Here is a 19778-nt window from a genome sequence, read left to right as displayed (position 1 = left end):
TAGTCTGGGGTTGTGACCAGGACCTTCGGCATCGACACCTCCCACATGAGCGAGGAGGAACTCCTGACCGCGCTGGGCGAACTCGAACAGCAGCGGCGAGCTCTGTATGCCCGGGAGCTGGCGGTCCTGGCCGAGTTGGACGGGCGCGGCACCGCGAGTCAGAAGGGGTATCGGGACCTGCCGACGTTGACCCGGGAGGTCCTGCGGGTCAACCCGTCTGACGCCCGCCAACGGGTGGCCCACGCCCGTGCGGTGGTGCGGCGCTACGGCCCGGGTGGCATACCCCTGGAACCCGACCTACCCGAGGTCGGCGCCGCCGCGGCCGAGGGGGTGATCGGGCCGGAGCACATCGAGACCATCCGCGCCACCGTGGACCGGTTCCCGCAGCCGGTCAGCCTGCCCGACCGGGAGCATGCCGAGGCGCTGTTGACCAAGGCCGCGCGGGAGTACGAACCCCACACCATCACCACCCTGGGCCGGGAGATCCTGGCCCGCCTGGACCAAGACGGCACCCCACCCACCGAAGACGAACTCGCCCGCCCGGAACGCTCCCTGGACTGGCGCGAAACCCGCGGCGGACGACTCCACGGCACCTTCGACCTGGACGCCGAAACCGCCGCGGTACTCACCGGGCTGATCGAACCCCGCGCCAAACCCTCCAGCACCACAGACGAACCCGACCGGCGCAGCAAGTTCCAGCGGCAAGGGGACGCGTTCGCCGACGTGCTGCGCGTCGCGGCCGGATGTCCCGAAGAAGGACCCACCGAGGCGGGCGAACCCTTCACCGTCATGGTCACGGTGACCCTGGAGGACTTGAAACACGGCACCGGATACGGGCTGCTGCACGGGCAGGAGTCCTACTCCGCCGCCCAAATCCGGCGCATGGCCTGCGACTCCTACCTCGTGCCCGCGGTGCTGGGCGGCAAAGGCGAAATCCTCGACATCGGACAACGCACACGCGCGGTGCCGCTGGCCATCCGCAGGGCTTTGATCCTGCGGGACCGCGGGTGCACCTTCCCCGGCTGCCGCAGAAAACCCAAACAATGCCAAGCCCACCACGTCATCCCCTGGGCCCTCGGAGGGGCCACAGCGCTATACAACCTCACCCTCTTGTGCTGGTACCACCACAACCTCATCCACCACACCGACTGGCAAGTCCGCATGCGCAACGGGTTGCCGGAATTCATCCCACCGGCCTTCCTGGACCCGGAGCGAAGACCCAGACGCAACCTCCTGCACCGACAAGGAAAGGAGGGCGTATGAAACCGCGACAAAGGCCTGGTTCATGGCCGGATCGTCGTGTCCAGCCAGTCCTCGATGGTGCGCGCGGTCAGGGCCGCGTCTTCCTGTGCCAGCGAGTAGTGGGTGGCGTCCAGCGAGCGGACGGTATCGTCCGGCGCGAGCAAGGCACGTTGCTCGTCCGGTACGTCGGTATCCGTCCCGCAGCGCAGCAGCACCTTCGGGGCGGTGGTCGCATGCCGCACCATATCCGGCAGCTTGTTCAGCCACAGTGCCATCGCCGTGAGCCGGGAGCTGTCACCCGCGGCCTCGTCGGCGTCGACATCACGCAGTACGTCCTGCGCCATCTGCAGGTAATCGGTCGCGTCGCCCGCGCCATACTCCAGGCTCAGCGTGTCGAGCATCGCGATGCCTTCCGGCCGCACGCCCCAGTTCTCCTCCAGCAGGCCGGCGACGGCGACGGCAACCACCCCGGCGGTGGAATGTCCGACCAGGACGAACGGCTCGCCGTCGCTGGCTTCGAGCACGCTCTCGGCGACCACCCTCGTGGCCGCCTCGGGGGTGGCGGGCAGCGACTCGCCGGGGGCGAACCCTGGCAGGGGCAGCGACACCACCTTCCGGTTCCCGCGGAAGTGGGACGCGATGTTCACATACTGGTGCACGCCGCCCACGGCGACCGGGGAGCTGATACAGATCAGCTGCGGGTTTGCCGTGCCCTCCGCGAGGGTCACGGGCGCGGGCAGGTCGGCAAGTTCGGCGGGCGCTTCGAAGGTGGGCCGCAGCGCGGCCACGGCCTTGAGCATGGCGAGTCCCTCGGCGAGCTTGCCTCCGCGCAAGGCGGTGAAGAACAGGCGTCCGACGCTGTCCTCGGGGGTGCCGCCACCGGTGCCGTGGCCGGTCAGATCGGCGTGGTGGGCGAGTTGATCGTGCAGCCAGGCGGCGAGCTTCATCGGGTTCGAGTGGTCGAAGATGACAGTTCCCGGCAATGTCATGCCAAGGGTCTCGCCGAGCTTGTTGCGCAGCTGGACCGCGAGCAACGAGTCGAATCCGGACTCGAGGAAGTCGTGCTCGGGCCGTACCGCGCTGGAGTCGGCGTGGCCGAGCACTTCCGCGGCATAGCCGGTGATGAGTTCGGTGAGGATCCGTTCCCGTTCCGCCGGGTCGTGACCGCGAAGCCGGTCGAGCAGCGTCCTGGTGGCGACGGTTGCGCTCGAGTTCGCCGCGGAACGTCTGGTGGGGACCAGGCCGCGGAACAGCGGGGGAACCGACTCGCGGTCGCGCAGCGCTGCGTTGATCCGCATCGCGATGACCAGTTCGTGGTGGGTGGTGGTGGCGGTATCAAACATCGCCATCCCCTCAACCACACCAACCCGACCCACACCCGAACCCCCAACCCGACGACCATCCACCTCCATACCCACACCAGACACCCACGGACCCCACGCCACCGACACACCCGGCAACCCCAACCCCCGCCGAAACGACACCAACCCATCCAAAAACACATTCCCCGCCGCATAACCACCCTGACCACCCGCACCCAACACACCCGCCACCGACGAAAACACCACAAACCCCGCCAACCCACACCCCAACGTCGCCTCATGCAAATTCCACGCACCATCCACCTTCGCCCGCAACACCCCACCCAAACCCCCACCATCCAACGACTCCACCACCCCATCACCCACCACACCCGCCGCATGCACCACCGCCGTCAAACCCCCACCCAACCACTCCACCAACTCACCCACCGCCCCACGATCACCCACATCACACGCCACCACCCACACCTGCGCACCCAACCCCACCAACTCATCCCGCAACTCCACCGCACCCGGAGCACCCAACCCCCGACGCGACACCAACACCACCCGACCAAAACCCCGCGACACCACATGCCGCGCCACCACACCACCCACACCACCCGTACCCCCCGACACCAACACCACACCACCCCGATCCCACGGCAAGGGGTCGATGTCTTCCTCCGGGGTGGACAGGTGGGCCAGGCGCGGCAGGCTCAGGTTCCCGTTCCGGACCAGCAACTGGGGTTCGGCCGTAGCCAGCGCACCGGTCAGCACCTCGGCGGACGAGGTGCTTCCGTCGATGTCGATGAGCTGGAACTGGCCGGGATTCTCGGTCTGCGCGGAGCGCACCAGGCCCCAGACGGCGGCGGCCGCCAGATCGGAGACCTGTTCCCCGGCGCCGGCGACCGCGCCACGGGTGATCAGTACCAGCCGGGAAGCGCGGAGGCGTTCCTCGGCGAGCCATCGTTGCAGCAGGTCCAGCACCTGGACGGTGGCCTCGCGCACGCCTGCCGGGTTCCGGTCTCCGGTCACCGGGGCCAGCACGACCTCCGGAACCGGTTCCGGCGCGGCCACGAGCTCGGTAAGGCTGGCGGCGGTGGATCCGGGGAGGGCAGGGAGGCCGAGGTCCCCGGCGCCGGGAAAGGCAACGATGCGTGCGCCGTCGTCTGGCATCGCCGGTTCGAGCGGTACCCAGTCGAGCTGGAACAAGGAGTTCCGGCCTCCGGAGCCTGCCGAGCCGAGGGCCGAGGCCGCGCGCAGCACCAGGGACTCGACCGAGAACACCGGGGACCCCGCTGGGTCCGTGGCGGTCAGCCGTACCTCCTCGCCTTCCACAGTCCAGGTGACCCGCAACATCGATGCGCCCCTGGCGTGCAGCTCTACCCCGCGCCAGGCAAAGGGGAGCAGGCCGCGGCCTGCTTCGGCCTCGACGAAGGCACTGCCCTGCACCGCCGCGTCCAGCAGTGCTGGATGGATCCCGTAGCCCGTCGCCTCTTCGCGGAGTTGCTCAGGCAGGGCCACCTCGGCGAAGAACTCATGGCCTCGCCGCCATACCCGGTGCAGCCCCCGGAACGCGGGACCGTAGTCGGGGCCGTTCTCGGCCAGCCGTGCATAGAGGCCGTCGATGTCGATCTCGGTCGAGTCGGCAGGCGGCCATTCGGCTGCGGGCACCTCGGGGGTGGTCCGGCCACCGGCGGTGAGCAGACCGGTGGCATGCAGGGTCCACTCCGCGTCCAGGATGTCCACCGGCTGGGAGTAGATTCGCAGTTCGGCTTGCCCGGATTCGTCGGCGGCGCCGATACCCACCTGGATCGCGACGCGGTCGTGCTCGGTCAGCAGCAGTGGTACCGCGACGGTAAGTTCCGCCACCTGGTCGCTGCCGACCTGGTCGGCGGCACGGAGCGCCAGCTCGAGGAAACCGGTGCCAGGGAACAGCACGGTGCCACCGACCTGATGATCGGCCAGCCATGGTTGGTTCATGCGGGACAGGGTGCCGGTCAGTACGGTTCCGGTGTCATCGGCCAAGGTCACGGCGGCACCCAGCAGCGGGTGTTCAGCGGACACGAGGCCGAGCCCCGCGGCGTCACCAGCCATTGTGGACGGACGTGGCCAGAAGCGCTCGGACTGGAACGGGTAGGTCGGCAGATCGACAATGGCGGCTCCGGTTCCGGTGAACGCCGCCTTCCAGTCGACCGGGACGCCGGCCACGTACAGCTCGCCGAGCGCTCGCAGCATCATCTCCTCGTCCCGCCGCCCCGCACGCAGCACCGGCACAGCAACGAGTTCAGGCGCGCACTCCTGCACGGCGGCACACAACGACCCATCCGGCCCGAGTTCCAGAAACCGCGACACCCCCAACTCGGACAACCTCACCACCGCATCCCCAAACCGCACCGGCTCCCGCACCTGCCGCACCCAATACCCCACCGACCCAAACCCCTCACCCACATCAGCAGCAGCCACCACCGGAACCTCCCCAACACCAGGCGAAATACCCCCGATAGCCCGAGCGAACTCCCCCACCATCGGCTCCATCAACCCCGAATGAAAAGCATGACTCACCACCAACTCCCGGGTCTGATAACCCAACCCAGCCAACACCTCCACCACCCCATACACAGCCCCCCGCTCCCCCGACAACACCACCGAACCCGGCCCATTCACCGCCGCAACCCACACCCCCTCCCCCAACAACGGACCCACCACACCCTCACCAGCCCGCACCGCCACCATCACCCCACCCGACCGCAACCCCTCCATCAACCGAGCCCGCGCCGCCACCACCACACACGCATCCCGCAACGACAACACCCCAGCCACATACGCCGCAGCCAACTCACCAACCGAATGCCCCACCACATAATCCGGCCGCACCCCCCACGACTCCACCAACCGAAACAACGCCACCTCCAACGCAAACAACGCAGGCTGCGCAAACCCAGTCCGCACCAAAGCCCCCGCATCCTCACCCCACACCACCTCCCGCACCCCAACACCCAACTCCGCCACCACCGCATCAAACGCCTCCGCAAACACCGGAAACCGCCCATACAACCCCCGACCCATACCCAACCACTGCGAACCCTGACCCGAAAACACAAACGCAGTCCGACCCTCACCGGCCACCCCACGAGCAACCTCCATCGGGCGACCCTCCCCTCCGGCCAGCAACACCGCACGGTGCTCGAACACCGACCGACCCGACACCAACGACCACCCCACATCCACCACATCCCCCACACCACCAACAAGCCGCTCCACCTGCGCCGACAACGCCACCCCCGACTTCGCCGACACCACCCAAGGCACCAGGCCGGGCACGACCTCCGGGTCCGCTACAGTGGTCGGCATCGGGCCCTGTTCCAGGATGACGTGTGCGTTGGTGCCACTGATCCCGAACGAAGAAACCCCCACCCGCCGGGCACGCCCGGCTTCCGGCCACTCGACCTGCTCGGTCAGCAGCTCCACCTTCCCCGCCGACCAATCCACATGCGAAGAAGGCTCATCCGCATACAAGGTCCTCGGAAGCCGGCCATGCCGCATCGCCTGCACCATCTTGATCACACCAGCCACCCCAGCAGCCGCCTGAGTATGCCCAAGATTCGACTTCACCGAACCCAACAACAACGGCGTCTCCCGATCCTGCCCATACGTCGCCAACACCGCCTGCACCTCGATCGGATCCCCCAACGAAGTACCAGTCCCGTGACCCTCCACCACATCCACATCCGACACCGACAACCCAGCCGAAGCCAGCGCCTGCCGAATCACCCGCTGCTGGGCGAGGCCGTTCGGGGCGGTCAGCCCGTTCGAGGCACCGTCGGAGTTCACCGCACTGCCCCGCACCACCGCGAGTACCCGATGCCCATTGCGCTCCGCATCGGACAACCGCTCCAGCACCAGCACCCCCACCCCCTCCGCCCAGCCAGTGCCATCCGCACCATCGGCATAGGCCTTGCACCGGCCGTCGGCCGCGAGCACACCTTGGCGGGTGAAACCGGCGAAGCGCAGCGAGGTGGACATCACGGTGACGCCACCGGCCAGGGCCAGCGAACACTCCCCGGTGCGCAGGGCATGCGCGGCGGAGTGCAGGGCGACCAGCGAGGAGGAGCAGGCCGTGTCCACGGTCATCGCGGGGCCTTCCAGGCCCAGCGTGTAGGCCACCCGGCCGGCCAGGACACTGGCGGCGACGCCGGTGCCCGCGTGGCCGTCGACCTGATCGGTGGCCATCAGCACGAGGTTGGCGTAGTCCTGCCCGTCGGTACCCGCGTACACGCCGGTTCTGCTGCCGCGCAGCGAGACCGGGTCGATCCCGGCCCGTTCCACCGCCTCCCAGGAGGTTTCCAGCAGCAGCCGTTGCTGCGGGTCCATGGCGAGCGCCTCCCGGGGCGAGATCCCGAAGAATCCGGCGTCGAACTCGGTGGCTCCGTCCACGAATCCGCCCTCGAGGGTGCGGCTGTGGCCGCGGTCGTCCCCGGAAAGGGCCTCGATGTCCCAGCCACGGTCGGCGGGGAAGGAGGAGATGGCGTCCACGCCGTCGGCAACCAACCGCCACAGGTCCTCGGGCGAGCGCACCCCGCCGGGGAAGCGGCAGGACATGCCGACAATGGCCACCGGTTCGTGCCTGCCGGACTCGACCTCGGCGAGGCGCCGGCGGGTGTCGTGCAGGTCCGCTGTCACCCACTTCAGGTAGTCAACGAGGTTGCGATCGTCCGACATGTACGACGCCCTTCCTGTGCGAGCTTCGCTCACTGGCCGCGCGAGCGGCCGAGTTCGTTGTCGATGAAGTCGAGGATCTCGTCCGCGCTTGCGGACTCGAACCGCTGCGCCACGCCGTTCGACTCGGGCGTGCTGTCCGCGCCGCTCCAGCGCAACAGCAGCTGTCGAAGCCGGTCGGCAACGCCGTTTCGGGTGATCTCGTCGGGTTCGCTTGCGGCCATGGCCGCCTCCAGCCGGTCGAGTTCGGCCAGCACGGACGGCCCCTGTGGCCCGGTGCTGCCGACGAGTTCGGCGCGCAGGTGCTCCGCGAGTGCGGCCGGGGTGGCGTAGTCGAATACCAGGGTGGCCTGCAGCCGCAGGCCGGTGGCGGAGCCGAGCCGGTTGCGCAGTTCCACCGCGGTCAGCGAGTTGAAGCCGAGCGCATGGAACTCGCGGTCGAGGTGGATCGCGTCCGGCGATGGGTGCACGAGTACGGCGGCGACCTCACGACGCACCAGGTCGGCCAGGAACCTCCGCTGTTCCTCCTCGTCCATCCCGGCCAGCCGGTCGGCGATCTGGGTGGCGGACGCCGCCGTAGCGTCCGCGGCGACGCGGCGGCTGGTACCGACGAGTTCGCGCAGTACGGGCGGTATCTCTCCGCCCGGTGGGGCGCCCGCTCCCATGGTCGCCGCGGTGGCGACGAGAAGTTCGTGGTGGGTGGTGGTGGCGGTATCAAACATCGCCATCCCCTCAACCACACCAACCCGACCCACACCCGAACCCCCAACCCGACGACCATCCACCTCCATACCCACACCAGACACCCACGGACCCCACGCCACCGACACACCCGGCAACCCCAACCCCCGCCGAAACGACACCAACCCATCCAAAAACACATTCCCCGCCGCATAACCACCCTGACCACCCGCACCCAACACACCCGCCACCGACGAAAACACCACAAACCCCGCCAACCCACACCCCAACGTCGCCTCATGCAAATTCCACGCACCATCCACCTTCGCCCGCAACACCCCACCCAAACCCCCACCATCCAACGACTCCACCACCCCATCACCCACCACACCCGCCGCATGCACCACCGCCGTCAAACCCCCACCCAACCACTCCACCAACTCACCCACCGCCCCACGATCACCCACATCACACGCCACCACCCACACCTGCGCACCCAACCCCACCAACTCATCCCGCAACTCCACCGCACCCGGAGCACCCAACCCCCGACGCGACACCAACACCACCCGACCAAAACCCCGCGACACCACATGCCGCGCCACCACACCACCCACACCACCCGTACCCCCGACACCAACACCACACCACCCCGATCCCACGGAACCGGCATCCCCACCACCAACTTCCCCACATGCCCCGCACCACCCATCAACCGAAACGCCTCCCCCACACACCCCACACCCCACGACCGCACCGGCAACACCGACAACACACCCCCACCAAACAACCCCACCAACTCCACCAACATTTCCCGCACCCGCTGCGGACCAGCCTCGGCAAGGTCGAACGCCCGATACAACGAAACCCGATCCGATTCGGGATCGCGGATATCTGTTTTCCCCATTTCCAGGAACCGGCCACCCGGAGCCAGCAACCGCAACGACGCATCCACAAACTCCCCCGACAACGAATTCAACACCACATCCACACCACCACCCGACACCACACGAAACCGCTCCTCAAAATCCAACGACCGCGACGACGCAATATGATCATCCGCAACACCAAGATCACGCAACACACCCCACTTCGACTCACTCGCCGTCGCAAACACCTCCGCACCCAACCAACGCGCAAGCTGAATCGCCGCCATCCCCACCCCACCAGCACCCGCATGCACCAACACCCGATCCCCCGCACACACCCCAGCCAAATCCCGCCACGCATACAACGCCGTACAAAACACCAACGGCACCGAAGCGGCAGTCTCATCCGACCAACCCTCCGGAACCCGCACCAGCAACCGCTCATCCGGCACCACAACCATCGAAGCCATCGCACCCGGCACCACACCCATCACCCGGTCCCCCACCTCGAAATCCGACCCGTCCGGACCCACCTCCACCACCACCCCAGCAGCCTCCGCACCCAACGCACCCGCCTCACCCGGATACATCCCCAACACATTCAACACATCACGAAAGTTCAACCCCGCAGCCGAAACCCGAAGCCGGACCTGCCTACCGGACAGAGGCTCCCCGGCGGCGTCGGGATGGGGCACCAGCGCCAGTTGGTCGAAGCTGCCGCGGTCGCCGCAGTCCAGCCGCCATTCCTGGTCCGGGGGCGGGACGAGGGTGCCGGAAGGGAACGCCGGGGTCATCCGGGGGACGTGCACCGTGCCATCCCGCACCACCACCTGGGGATCCTCACCCAACAACGGCAACCCCAACCACACATCCCCCACCGACTCCACATCCACCAAACCAAACCGCCCCGGATGCTCCGACACCGCAGACCGCACCAAACCCCACACCGCACAAGCCCCCGGATCACTCACCCCAACGCCCGCACCCGACACAGCCCCACTGGTAACAACCACCAACCGCGAACCACCAAACCGCTCAGCAGCCAACCACTCCTGCAACAGGGCCAGGATGTGCCCGGTCAACTCGCTCACCAGCCCGGGGTTCCCGTCCAGCACGGGGCCGGTCACGGGAACCAGGACCACCTCGGGTACCGCCTGCGCGGTGGCGAGCTCCTCGAGGTCGGCGATCCGGGGGGCGTCCAGGCCGTCCAGGCCCTCGCCCAGTACGGCCACGGCGGGTCGGGTGGTGTGGTCCGCTTCGGGGACCGGCCGCCAGTCCACAGCGAACAGGGAACGGGTGTACGCGGTCGCCGGCTCGGCGGGAAGCTCGGTGAGCGCACGGTCGCGCAGGGAGCCGACGGAGAGCACCGGACGGCCGCGAACGTCGGCGGCCTCGATGGCGACCGCGTCCCTGCCATGGTCGGCCAGCCGTACCAGCAGCACGGATGCGCCGGAGGCATGCAGGCAGGCGTTCTCCCAGGCGAACGGAAGCCGTTGCCGCTCGCCCGCAGGGCGGGTCGCCAGCAGGGCGTGCAGTGCGGCGTCCAGCAGCGCGGGGTGCAGACCGAAGGCACCGGCGTCCTCGGTGGCCTGTTCCGGCAGGCTGATCTCGGCGAAGACCTCCTCCGCGCGCCGCCATACCCCGCGCAGCCCCTGGAACACCGGGCCGTAGTCGAATCCGGCGGCGGCGAATCGCTCGTAGCAGGAACTCAGGTCGACCGGCTCGGCCCGTTCCGGTGGCCAGGTGGCTGCGAATCCGGTGTCGCCATCGTGCTGGGCCGGGCCGAGTGTGCCGGTGGCGTACTGGGTCCACTCGCCGTCGGTGGCGGTGTCCGGCCGGGCGTGCACGGTGATCGTCCTGCGCCCATCCGGGTCCGCGCTGGCCACCCGCACCTGAAGGTGCATACCGCCCCGTTCCGGCAGTGCCAGCGGGGCGAGCAGCATCAGCTCCTCGACCCCGGCGCAGCCGACCTGGTCGCCCGCACGCACGGCGAGCTCGAGCAGCGCGGTCGCCGGGACCAGTACGGTGCCGCCGACCTGGTGCTCGGCCAGCCAGGGTTGCGCCGTGCGGGACAGGGTGCCGGTGAGCAGGACGCCGCTGTCGTCAGCGAGGCTGACCGCGGCGCCGAGGAACGGGTGCTCGGCGGGGGTGAGGCCGAGGCCACCGGCGTCCCCGGCGCGGGTGGTGGGCCGGGGCCAGTAGTGCCGGTGCTGGAAGGGATAGGTGGGCAGGTCGACGGTGCTCGCCCCGGTGCCATGGAACAGGGTGGACCAGTCCACCGGGCTGCCTGCCACGTGCAGCCTGGCCAGCGCGCGCAAGGCGGTGTCCGGTTCGTCCCGTTGGTCGGTCCGCAGCAGCGGTACCACGGTGGCCGCGGGCAGCGTTTCCTGCATGGCGGCGCACAGCGATCCGTCCGGGCCGACCTCCAGCAGGGTGCCGACGTCGTGCTCGCCGAGGGCGTCGATGGTTGCGGCGAACCGGACGGGTTGCCGCACCTGCCGCACCCAGTAGTCCACCGACCCGAAGCCACCGGGCTCCTCGACCGCGGTGGGCAGCACCGGGATGTCCGGCCGGCCCACCGTGATCCCGTCGATGGCCTGGGTGAACTCGGCCAGCATCGGTTCCATCAGCGGGGAGTGGAAGGCGTGACTCACCGGGAGCCATTTCACCTGGTGGCCACTATCGGTCAGCGCCGCGACGATCTCCCGCACGGCCTGCCGCTCCCCGGAGAGCACCACCGAGCCGGGTGCGTTCACCGCGGCGATCGCGACCCGATCCGGGTAGGACTCCAGCAGTGGCTGGATCTCCCGTTCCCCCGCTCGGATGGCGACCATCGCGCCGGTGCCGGCGGGCAGCGCCTGCATCAACCGGGCCCTGGCCGCCACGACGGCGCAGGCGTCCGGCAAGGAGAGCACGCCGGTAACCTGGGCGGCGGCCAGTTCGCCAATGGAATGCCCCACCAGGTAGTCCGGCCGCACCCCCCAGGACTCCAGCAGCCGGAACAACGCGATCTCCAGCGCGAACAACGCGGGCTGCGCATGACCGGTCTCCGCGAGATCCTCGGCATCCTCGCCCCATGCCACCTCGCGCACCGGAAGATCCAGTTCCGCCACCACCGCATCAAACGCCTCCGCGAAGACCGGAAACCGCTCGTACAATTCCCGGCCCATACCCAACCGCTGCGAACCCTGACCCGAAAACACAAACGCGGTCCTGCCCTCACCGGCCACCCCACGAGCGACCTCCATCGGGCGACCCTCCCCTCCGGCCAGCAACACCGCACGGTGCTCGAACACCGACCGGCCCGACACCAGCGACCAGCCCACATCCACCGGCCGCGGCCCTGGTTCGGTGGTCAGCATCGCGGTCACCCGTTTCACCTGCGCGTCCAGTGCTGCCGTGGTCCGGCCGGAGAGGATGAGGGGTACCGCGGCCATCGGCTCGGCCTGCCGTGGCCGCTCGGGTTCGGGCACCACCGGTGGCTGCTCCAGGATGACGTGGGCGTTGGTGCCACTGACCCCGAAGGAGGACACTCCGGCACGGCGCGGGTGGCCGGTTTCCGGCCATTCGGCCTGTTCGGTGAGCAGCTCGACGGATCCGGCTTCCCAGTCCACATGGGAGGATGGATGCTCGGCGTGCAGGGTGCGCGGGGCGATCCCGTTCCGCAGCGCCAGCACCGACTTGATCACACCGGCCACCCCGGCCGCGGCCTGGGTGTGCCCGAGGTTGGACTTGATGGAACCCAGCAGCAGCGGGGTCTCCCGATCCTGGCCGTAGGTCGCCAGCAACGCCTGCGCCTCGATCGGGTCGCCCAGCCTGGTACCGGTGCCGTGGCCCTCCACGAGATCCACCTCGGCGGCCGACAGCCCGGCCGAGGCCAGGGCCTGCCGGATCACCCGCTGCTGGGAGGGGCCGTTCGGGGCGGTCAGCCCGTTCGACGCACCGTCGGAGTTCACCGCGCTGCCCCGCACCACCGCGAGTACCCGATGCCCGTTGCGCTCCGCATCGGACAGCCGCTCCAGCACCAGCACCCCGGCGCCCTCGGACCAGCCGGTGCCATCCGCCGCGTCCGAGTACGCCTTGCACCGCCCGTCCGGCGCGAGCCCGCCCTGGCGGGCGAACTCGCCGAACGGCGCGGGCGTGGCGAGGACGGAGACGCCACCGGCGAGGGCGAGGGAGCACTCGCCGAGGCGCAGGGCCTGGGCGGCCAGGTGCAGGGACACCAGAGAGGAGGAGCAGGCCGTGTCCACGGTCACCGCGGGGCCTTCCAGGCCGAAGGTGTAGGCGACCCGGCCGGAGATCACGCTGGAGGTGGTCCCGGTCATCACGAAGCCTTCGGCGCCGGGTCCACCGACCAGCAGGTCCGCGTAGTCGGCATCGGCGGCGCCGAGGTAGACGCCGGTGGCGGTACCCGCCATCGCCTCCGGGTCGATGCCGGCCCGCTCGAACGCCTCCCAGGCGACCTCGAGCACGAGTCGTTGCTGTGGGTCCATCGCGATGGCCTCGCGCGGGGAGATGCCGAAGAAGTCCGCGTCGAACTCGGCGGCGTCGTAGAGGAAACCGCCGCGCGCGGTGCCGATATCGGCCTGCCCGTAGCTCAGTTCCCAGCCGCGGTCCACAGGGAATCCGGCGACCGCGTCGCGGCCTTCGGTTACCAGGTCCCAGAGCGCCTCGGGCGAACGTACGTCCCCTGGGTAGCGGCAGCTCATACCGACGATGACGATCGGGTCGTCGGTGCTGGTGACGGCGACCGGGGCGGGGGCGGTGAGTCCTTCGCCGGTGAGCTCGGCCAGCAGATGACCTGCCAACGTCGCCGGGGTGGGGTAGTCGAAGACCATGGTCGCGGGTAGCCGTAGCCCGGTGACGGAGCCGACTCGGTTGCGGAGCTCGACGGCGGTCAGGGAGTCGAAGCCCTGGTCCCGGAACTCCTGCCGGGCTCCGACCACGTCCGTCGACGGGTGGCCCAGTACGGCGGCCGCCTCGGCGCGGACCAGGTCGGTCAGCAGCCCCAGTCGCTCGGGCTCCCTGGTGGCGGCGAGCCGACTTGTGAGGTCCACATCGGACTCGCGGCCGGAGCCCGCTGCGAGTCTGCGGCCGGTGCGGACCAGGTTGCGCAGAACCGGGGGCACCTCGCCGGAGGGCACGGACTGCGGCATATCGGTGGCGGCGGCGATCAGCAGCGAATGGTGGGTGGTGGTGGCGGTATCAAACATCGCCATCCCCTCAACCACACCAACCCGACCCACACCCGAACCCCCAACCCGACGACCATCCACCTCCATACCCACACCAGACACCCACGGACCCCACGCCACCGACACACCCGGCAACCCCAACCCCCGCCGAAACGACACCAACCCATCCAAAAACACATTCCCCGCCGCATAACCACCCTGACCACCCGCACCCAACACACCCGCCACCGACGAAAACACCACAAACCCCGCCAACCCACACCCCAACGTCGCCTCATGCAAATTCCACGCACCATCCACCTTCGCCCGCAACACCCCACCCAAACCCCCACCATCCAACGACTCCACCACCCCATCACCCACCACACCCGCCGCATGCACCACCGCCGTCAAACCCCCACCCAACCACTCCACCAACTCACCCACCGCCCCACGATCACCCACATCACACGCCACCACCCACACCTGCGCACCCAACCCCACCAACTCATCCCGCAACTCCACCGCACCCGGAGCACCCAACCCCCGACGCGACACCAACACCACCCGACCAAAACCCCGCGACACCACATGCCGCGCCACCACACCACCCACACCACCCGTACCCCCGACACCAACACCACACCACCCCGATCCCACGGAACCGGCATCCCCACCACCAACTTCCCCACATGCCCCGCACCACCCATCAACCGAAACGCCTCCCCCACACACCCCACACCCCACGACCGCACCGGCAACACCGACAACACACCCCCACCAAACAACCCCACCAACTCGGTCAACAACTCACCAATACGTTCCGGACCAGCCTCAGCCAGATCAAAAGCACGATAAAAAACATCACCATCCGCATCAGCACGCGTCTCACGGATATCTGTTTTCCCCATTTCCAGGAACCGGCCACCCGGAGCCAGCAACCGCAACGACGCATCCACAAACTCCCCCGACAACGAATTCAACACCACATCCACACCACCACCCGACACCACACGAAACCGCTCCTCAAAATCCAACGACCGCGACGACGCAATATGATCATCCGCAACACCAAGATCACGCAACACACCCCACTTCGACTCACTCGCCGTCGCAAACACCTCCGCACCCAACCAACGCGCAAGCTGAATCGCCGCCATCCCCACCCCACCAGCACCCGCATGCACCAACACCCGATCCCCCGCACACACCCCAGCCAAATCCCGCCACGCATACAACGCCGTACAAAACACCAACGGCACCGAAGCGGCAGTCTCATCCGACCAACCCTCCGGAACCCGCACCAGCAACCGCTCATCCGGCACCACAACCATCGAAGCCATCGCACCCGGCACCACACCCATCACCCGGTCCCCCACCTCGAAATCCGACCCGTCCGGACCGACCTCCACCACCACCCCAGCAGCCTCCGCACCCAACGCACCCGCCTCACCCGGATACATCCCCAACACATTCAACACATCACGAAAGTTCAACCCCGCGGCCGAAACCCGAAGCCGGACCTGCCTACCGGACAGAGGTTCCTCCGCCTCCGGGTAGGGCACGATGGTGAGCCGGTCGAGGCTGCCCCTGCTGGTGAAGCCCACCCGCCAGGGGCCATCCGGCGGTGGGATCAGCTCGGAGGCGGCGCTGAGCCTGCCCATCCGGGGAACGCGCACGGCACCATCCCGCACCACCACCTGCGGATCCTCACCCAACAACGGCAACCCCAACCACACATCCCCCACCGACTCCACATCCACCAAACCAAACCGCCCCGGATGCTCCGACACCGCAGACCGCACCAAACCCCACACCGCACAAGCCCCCGGATCACTCACCCCAACATCCGAACCCGACACAGCCCCACTGGTAACAACCACCAACCGCGAACCACCAAACCGCTCAGCAGCCAACCACTCCTGCAACAGGGCCAGGACCCGTTCGGTCAGCTCCCGTACCGGCTGTGGGCCGCCCGCCGGGAGACGACCCGCGACGGGGAGGAGCACGACCTCCGGGACGGTGTCCCAGTTCAGGAGCTCGGTGAGGGAGGCGACCCGGTCGTTCCCGAACTCGGTGGCGTCCACGCCGAACCCGTCTCCGGCCAGCACCGCGTGGGACGGTTGTTCGGTGGACGCGTCACCGGTCGGCACGGGTAGCCAGTCCAGGGTGAACAGCGAGTCCCGCACTCCGCCCGTCTGGGAGAGCGCGGACTCCTGGCCGGAGGGTGCGCGCAGTACCAGTGACTCGACGGAGATCACCGGGGCGCCCTCGGCGTCCACCGCGGACAGGGTGACCCCCTCGGCGTCCCCGCTCCAGCGCACCCGCAGCATGGCTGCGCCACGGGCGTGCAGGCTGACCCCGCGCCAGCAGAACGGCATCAGGTTGCGCCCGGTGTTGGCCTCGAGGAAGGCGCTCGCCTGCAGGGCGGCGTCCAGCAGCGCGGGATGCAGGCCGAACTCGCCTGCCTCGGGGCTGCGGCCGTGCAGCTCGGGCAGTTCCACCTCGGCGAGGATCTCGCCGTCCCACCGCCAGGCCGAGCGCAGCCCGCGGAAGGAGGGCCCGTACACCAGTCCGTTGCCCGCGAGCAGGTCGTAGTGGCCGTCGAGGTCCACCGGGAGGACCCCCTCCGGCGGCCACCGGAGGTCCGCGGGCCGTGGCGCCTGCTGCCCGGTGGTGAGGACCCCGCTGGCGTGCTCCGTCCAGTCGGCGTCGATCAGCTGGCCGGGGCGGGAGTACACCCGCACCTCCCGCCGCCCGGATTCCTCCGGCGCGCCGATCCAGACCTGGACGGCGATCTGGTCCTGCTCGCCGAGTACCAGCGGGATCGCGATGGTGAGCTCCTCCACCCGGTCGCACCCGGCCTGCTCGGCGGCCGTCAGGACCAGTTCGAGGAAGCCGGTTCCCGGGAACAGCACCGCACCGCCCACCACGTGATCGGCCAGCCAGGGCTGGGTCGCGGGCGACAGCCGCCCGGTGACCAGGGTGGTGCCGTCCTCCGCGGAGGTGGCGATCGCGCCGAGCAGCGGATGCCCTGCGGGAACCAGGCCCATCCCTGCGGCGTCGGTGGCGCGCGGGCCGGTGGCAGGCCAGAACCGCTCCCGCTGGAACGGGTAGGTCGGCAGGTCCACGATGCCCGCGCCGGTTCCGGCGAACAGTTCCGGCCAGCCGACCGGTACCCCTGCGGTGTGCAGTTCGGCGAGGGCGTGGACGGCGGCAGGCTCCTCGTCCTGGTCCGCGCGCAGCAGCGGGACCACCACCCCACCGGCGTCCTCGCCCGCGTCCAGGGTCTGCTGGACCATCGAGGCCAGCGTGCCGTCCGGCCCAAGCTCGACGAAGGTGGTCACGCCGAGCCCGGCCAGGGTGCGCACCCCGTCGGCGAACCGCACCGGGTTGCGGGCGTGCTCGACCCAGTAGTCCGGGTTGCCCAGCTCGCCGGAATCGGCGAGGTTTCCGGTCACATTGGACACCACCGGGATCTCCGGCGGCCGGGACGGCAGCCGGTCCAGCGCGGCGCGGAAGCCGGGCAGCATCGGGTCCATCAGGGGCGAATGGAAGGCGCGGCTCACCCGCAGGGCCCTGGTCCGGTGACCGCGCCCGGCAAGGGTGTCGGCAAGCTCGTGCACGGCCTGCCGCTGCCCGGACAGCACCACCGAGCCGGGCGCGTTCACCGCGGCGATCGCCACCCGCTCGGGGTATCCGGCCAGCAGCGGGGCGACCTCCCGCTCGGGCGCGGCCACCGCGACCATCGCGCAGTCCTGGCCCGCACCGGGCAGGTCCCGCATCAGCCGGGCCCGCGCCGCCACCATCGCACAGGCCTCGTCCATGGCCAGCGCTCCGGCGGCGTGCGCGGCGGCGATCTCCCCTACGGAGTGACCGATCAGGTAGTCCGGGGTGAGCCGCCAGGACCGGACCAGCCGGTACAGCGCCACCTCCAGCGCGAACAGCGCGGGCTGGGTCCAGCCGGTGTCGTCCAGCAGGTCCGGGTCCGTACCCCAGACGACCTCGCGCAGCGGGGCGCCGAGGTGCGTCTCCAGCTCGGCCGCCACCTCGTCGAAGGCCGCGGCGAAGACCGGGAACCGCTGGTACAGTCCGCTGCCCATGCCGAGCCGCTGCGAGCCCTGGCCGGAGAACACGAACGCGGTCTTGCCTGGCGTGCCGGTGCCCTCGACCACCCCGGCGTCCGGGGTGCCCGCGGCGAGCGCGGACAGCGAGCGGGCGGCATCCTCCCGGTCCCCGGCCAGCACCACGGCCCGGTGCTCGAAGCCGGACCGGGAGGTGGCCAGCGAGCGGCCGACATCGGCCCGCTCCGGGTCCGCCTCGTCCACATGGGACAGCAGTGCGGCCGCCTGATCCCGTAGCGCCTGCCTGGTCCGCGCGGACAGCACCCAGGGCACCACCCCTGGCGGCGGCACCGCGGGCTCGGACGCCGCCGGTTCCCCGGCGCCCTGCTCCAGGATGACGTGGGTGTTGGTGCCGCTGGCGCCGAAGGCGGACACTCCGGCCCGGCGGGGCCGGTCCACCCGCGGCCACTCCGCCTGCTCGGTCAGCAACTCCACCGCACCCGCCGACCAATCCACATGCGAGGTCCGCGCATCGACATGCAGAGTCCGCGGCAACACCCCATACCGCATCGCCTGCACCATCTTGATCACACCAGCCACCCCAGCAGCGGCCTGGGTGTGCCCGAGATTCGACTTCACCGAACCCAACAACAACGGCGTGCCGCGGTCCTGCCCATAGGTCGCCAACACCGCCTGCGCCTCGATCGGGTCCCCCAACCGGGTCCCGGTCCCGTGTGCCTCCACCGCGTCCACGGCTGAGCCGGGCAGTTCCGCGTTCGCCAGCGCCTGCCTGATCACCCGCACCTGCGCGGGGCCGTTCGGGGCGGTCAGCCCGTTCGAGGCACCATCGGAGTTCACCGCACTCCCCCGCACCACCGCGAGTACCCGATGCCCGTTGCGCTCCGCATCGGACAACCGCTCCAGCACCAGCACCCCCACCCCTCCGCCCAGCCAGTGCCATCCGCGGCCTCGGCGAAGGCCTTGCACCTGCCGTCCGGGGAGAGCGCGCCCTGCACGGCGAACTCGACGAACCCTGCCGGGGTGGACATCACGGTCACCCCGCCTGCCAGGGCGAGGGAACATTCCCGCGCCCGCAGGGCCTGTGCCGCAAGATGCAGGGACACCAGGGAGGAGGAGCAGCCGGTGTCCACCGCCAGCGTCGGGCCCTGCAACCCGAGGGTGTAGGCCAGCCTGCCTGCCAGCAGGCTGCCGGACTGCGCGGTCTGCCATTCCAGGCCGTGCATCGGAACCCGGTAGTCGCCGGTGCCGCCGCCGACGAACACCCCGGTGTCCCCGCCACGCAGGTCGACGGGAACGATCCTGGCGCGCTCCAGCGCCTCCCAGGCCACCTCCAGCAGCAGCCGCTGCTGCGGGTCCAGCACCAGCGCGTCCCGCGGCGCGATCCGGAAAAAGCCGGGGTCGAAGCCGGCGATGTCGTCAAGGAACCCGCCGTGCCGGGGCACCCGCGGAACGCCTTCCACCGCGCCGAAACCGTCCAGCGCAGCCAGGTCCCAGCCACGGTCGGCAGGCATCGGTCCCACCGCGTCCACCCCGCCGTCGACCAGCCGCCACAGGTCCTCGGGAGAACGCACCCCACCGGGATACCGGCAGGCCATGCCGACGATCGCCATGGGCTCGGTCGCCGCGGCCACCAGCTCGCGGTTCTCCTCGCGCAGGCTCTCCACCTGCTTGAGCGCGTTGCGCAGCGCTCCGACCACCTTCTCG

Annotated in this window: 2 protein-coding genes and 5 pseudogenes; 1 reads left to right on the top strand and 6 read right to left on the bottom strand. The window is 69.5% G+C overall.

All coding sequences use genetic code 11. The features are described 5' to 3' along the window. The first annotated feature begins 12 nt into the window (after positions 1 to 12). Complete coding sequence (locus tag KOI47_RS15590) at positions 13 to 1263, top strand: HNH endonuclease signature motif containing protein (protein ID WP_216216675.1); 1251 nt, start codon at positions 13 to 15, stop codon at positions 1261 to 1263. A gap of 20 nt (positions 1264 to 1283) precedes the next feature. Here the strand turns inward: KOI47_RS15590 and KOI47_RS36615 are convergent. The 6 genes and pseudogenes from KOI47_RS36615 to KOI47_RS35580 all read right to left on the bottom strand — a co-directional run. After that, positions 1284 to 3578: pseudogene (locus KOI47_RS36615) on the bottom strand (type I polyketide synthase); the annotation flags it as partial. 159 nt (positions 3579 to 3737) lie between these two features. After that, a pseudogene (locus KOI47_RS36610) lies at positions 3738 to 7301 on the bottom strand (type I polyketide synthase); the annotation flags it as partial. After that, positions 7298 to 7993 carry an acyl carrier protein gene (locus KOI47_RS15580; protein ID WP_216216673.1) on the bottom strand — a complete coding sequence of 232 codons (696 nt, stop codon included), beginning with the start codon at positions 7991 to 7993 and terminating at the stop codon, positions 7298 to 7300. The gene KOI47_RS15580 and the pseudogene KOI47_RS36610, both read right to left, overlap by 4 nt. Positions 7994 to 8131: 138 nt before the next feature. After that, positions 8132 to 8536: pseudogene (locus KOI47_RS35595) on the bottom strand (KR domain-containing protein); the annotation flags it as partial. A gap of 98 nt (positions 8537 to 8634) precedes the next feature. Beyond that, positions 8635 to 14577 (bottom strand): annotated as a pseudogene (locus KOI47_RS15575) (beta-ketoacyl synthase N-terminal-like domain-containing protein); the annotation flags it as partial. Between the two features lie 146 nt (positions 14578 to 14723). Continuing rightward, positions 14724 to 19771: pseudogene (locus KOI47_RS35580) on the bottom strand (beta-ketoacyl synthase N-terminal-like domain-containing protein); the annotation flags it as partial. Between the last annotated feature and the right edge of the window lie 7 nt (positions 19772 to 19778).

Source organism: Amycolatopsis aidingensis, from assembly GCF_018885265.1.
Lineage (GTDB): Bacteria > Actinomycetota > Actinomycetes > Mycobacteriales > Pseudonocardiaceae > Amycolatopsis > Amycolatopsis aidingensis.
The sequence above is the reverse complement of the archived record's forward strand: the minus strand, read 5'-3'. Positions and strand labels throughout refer to the sequence as shown.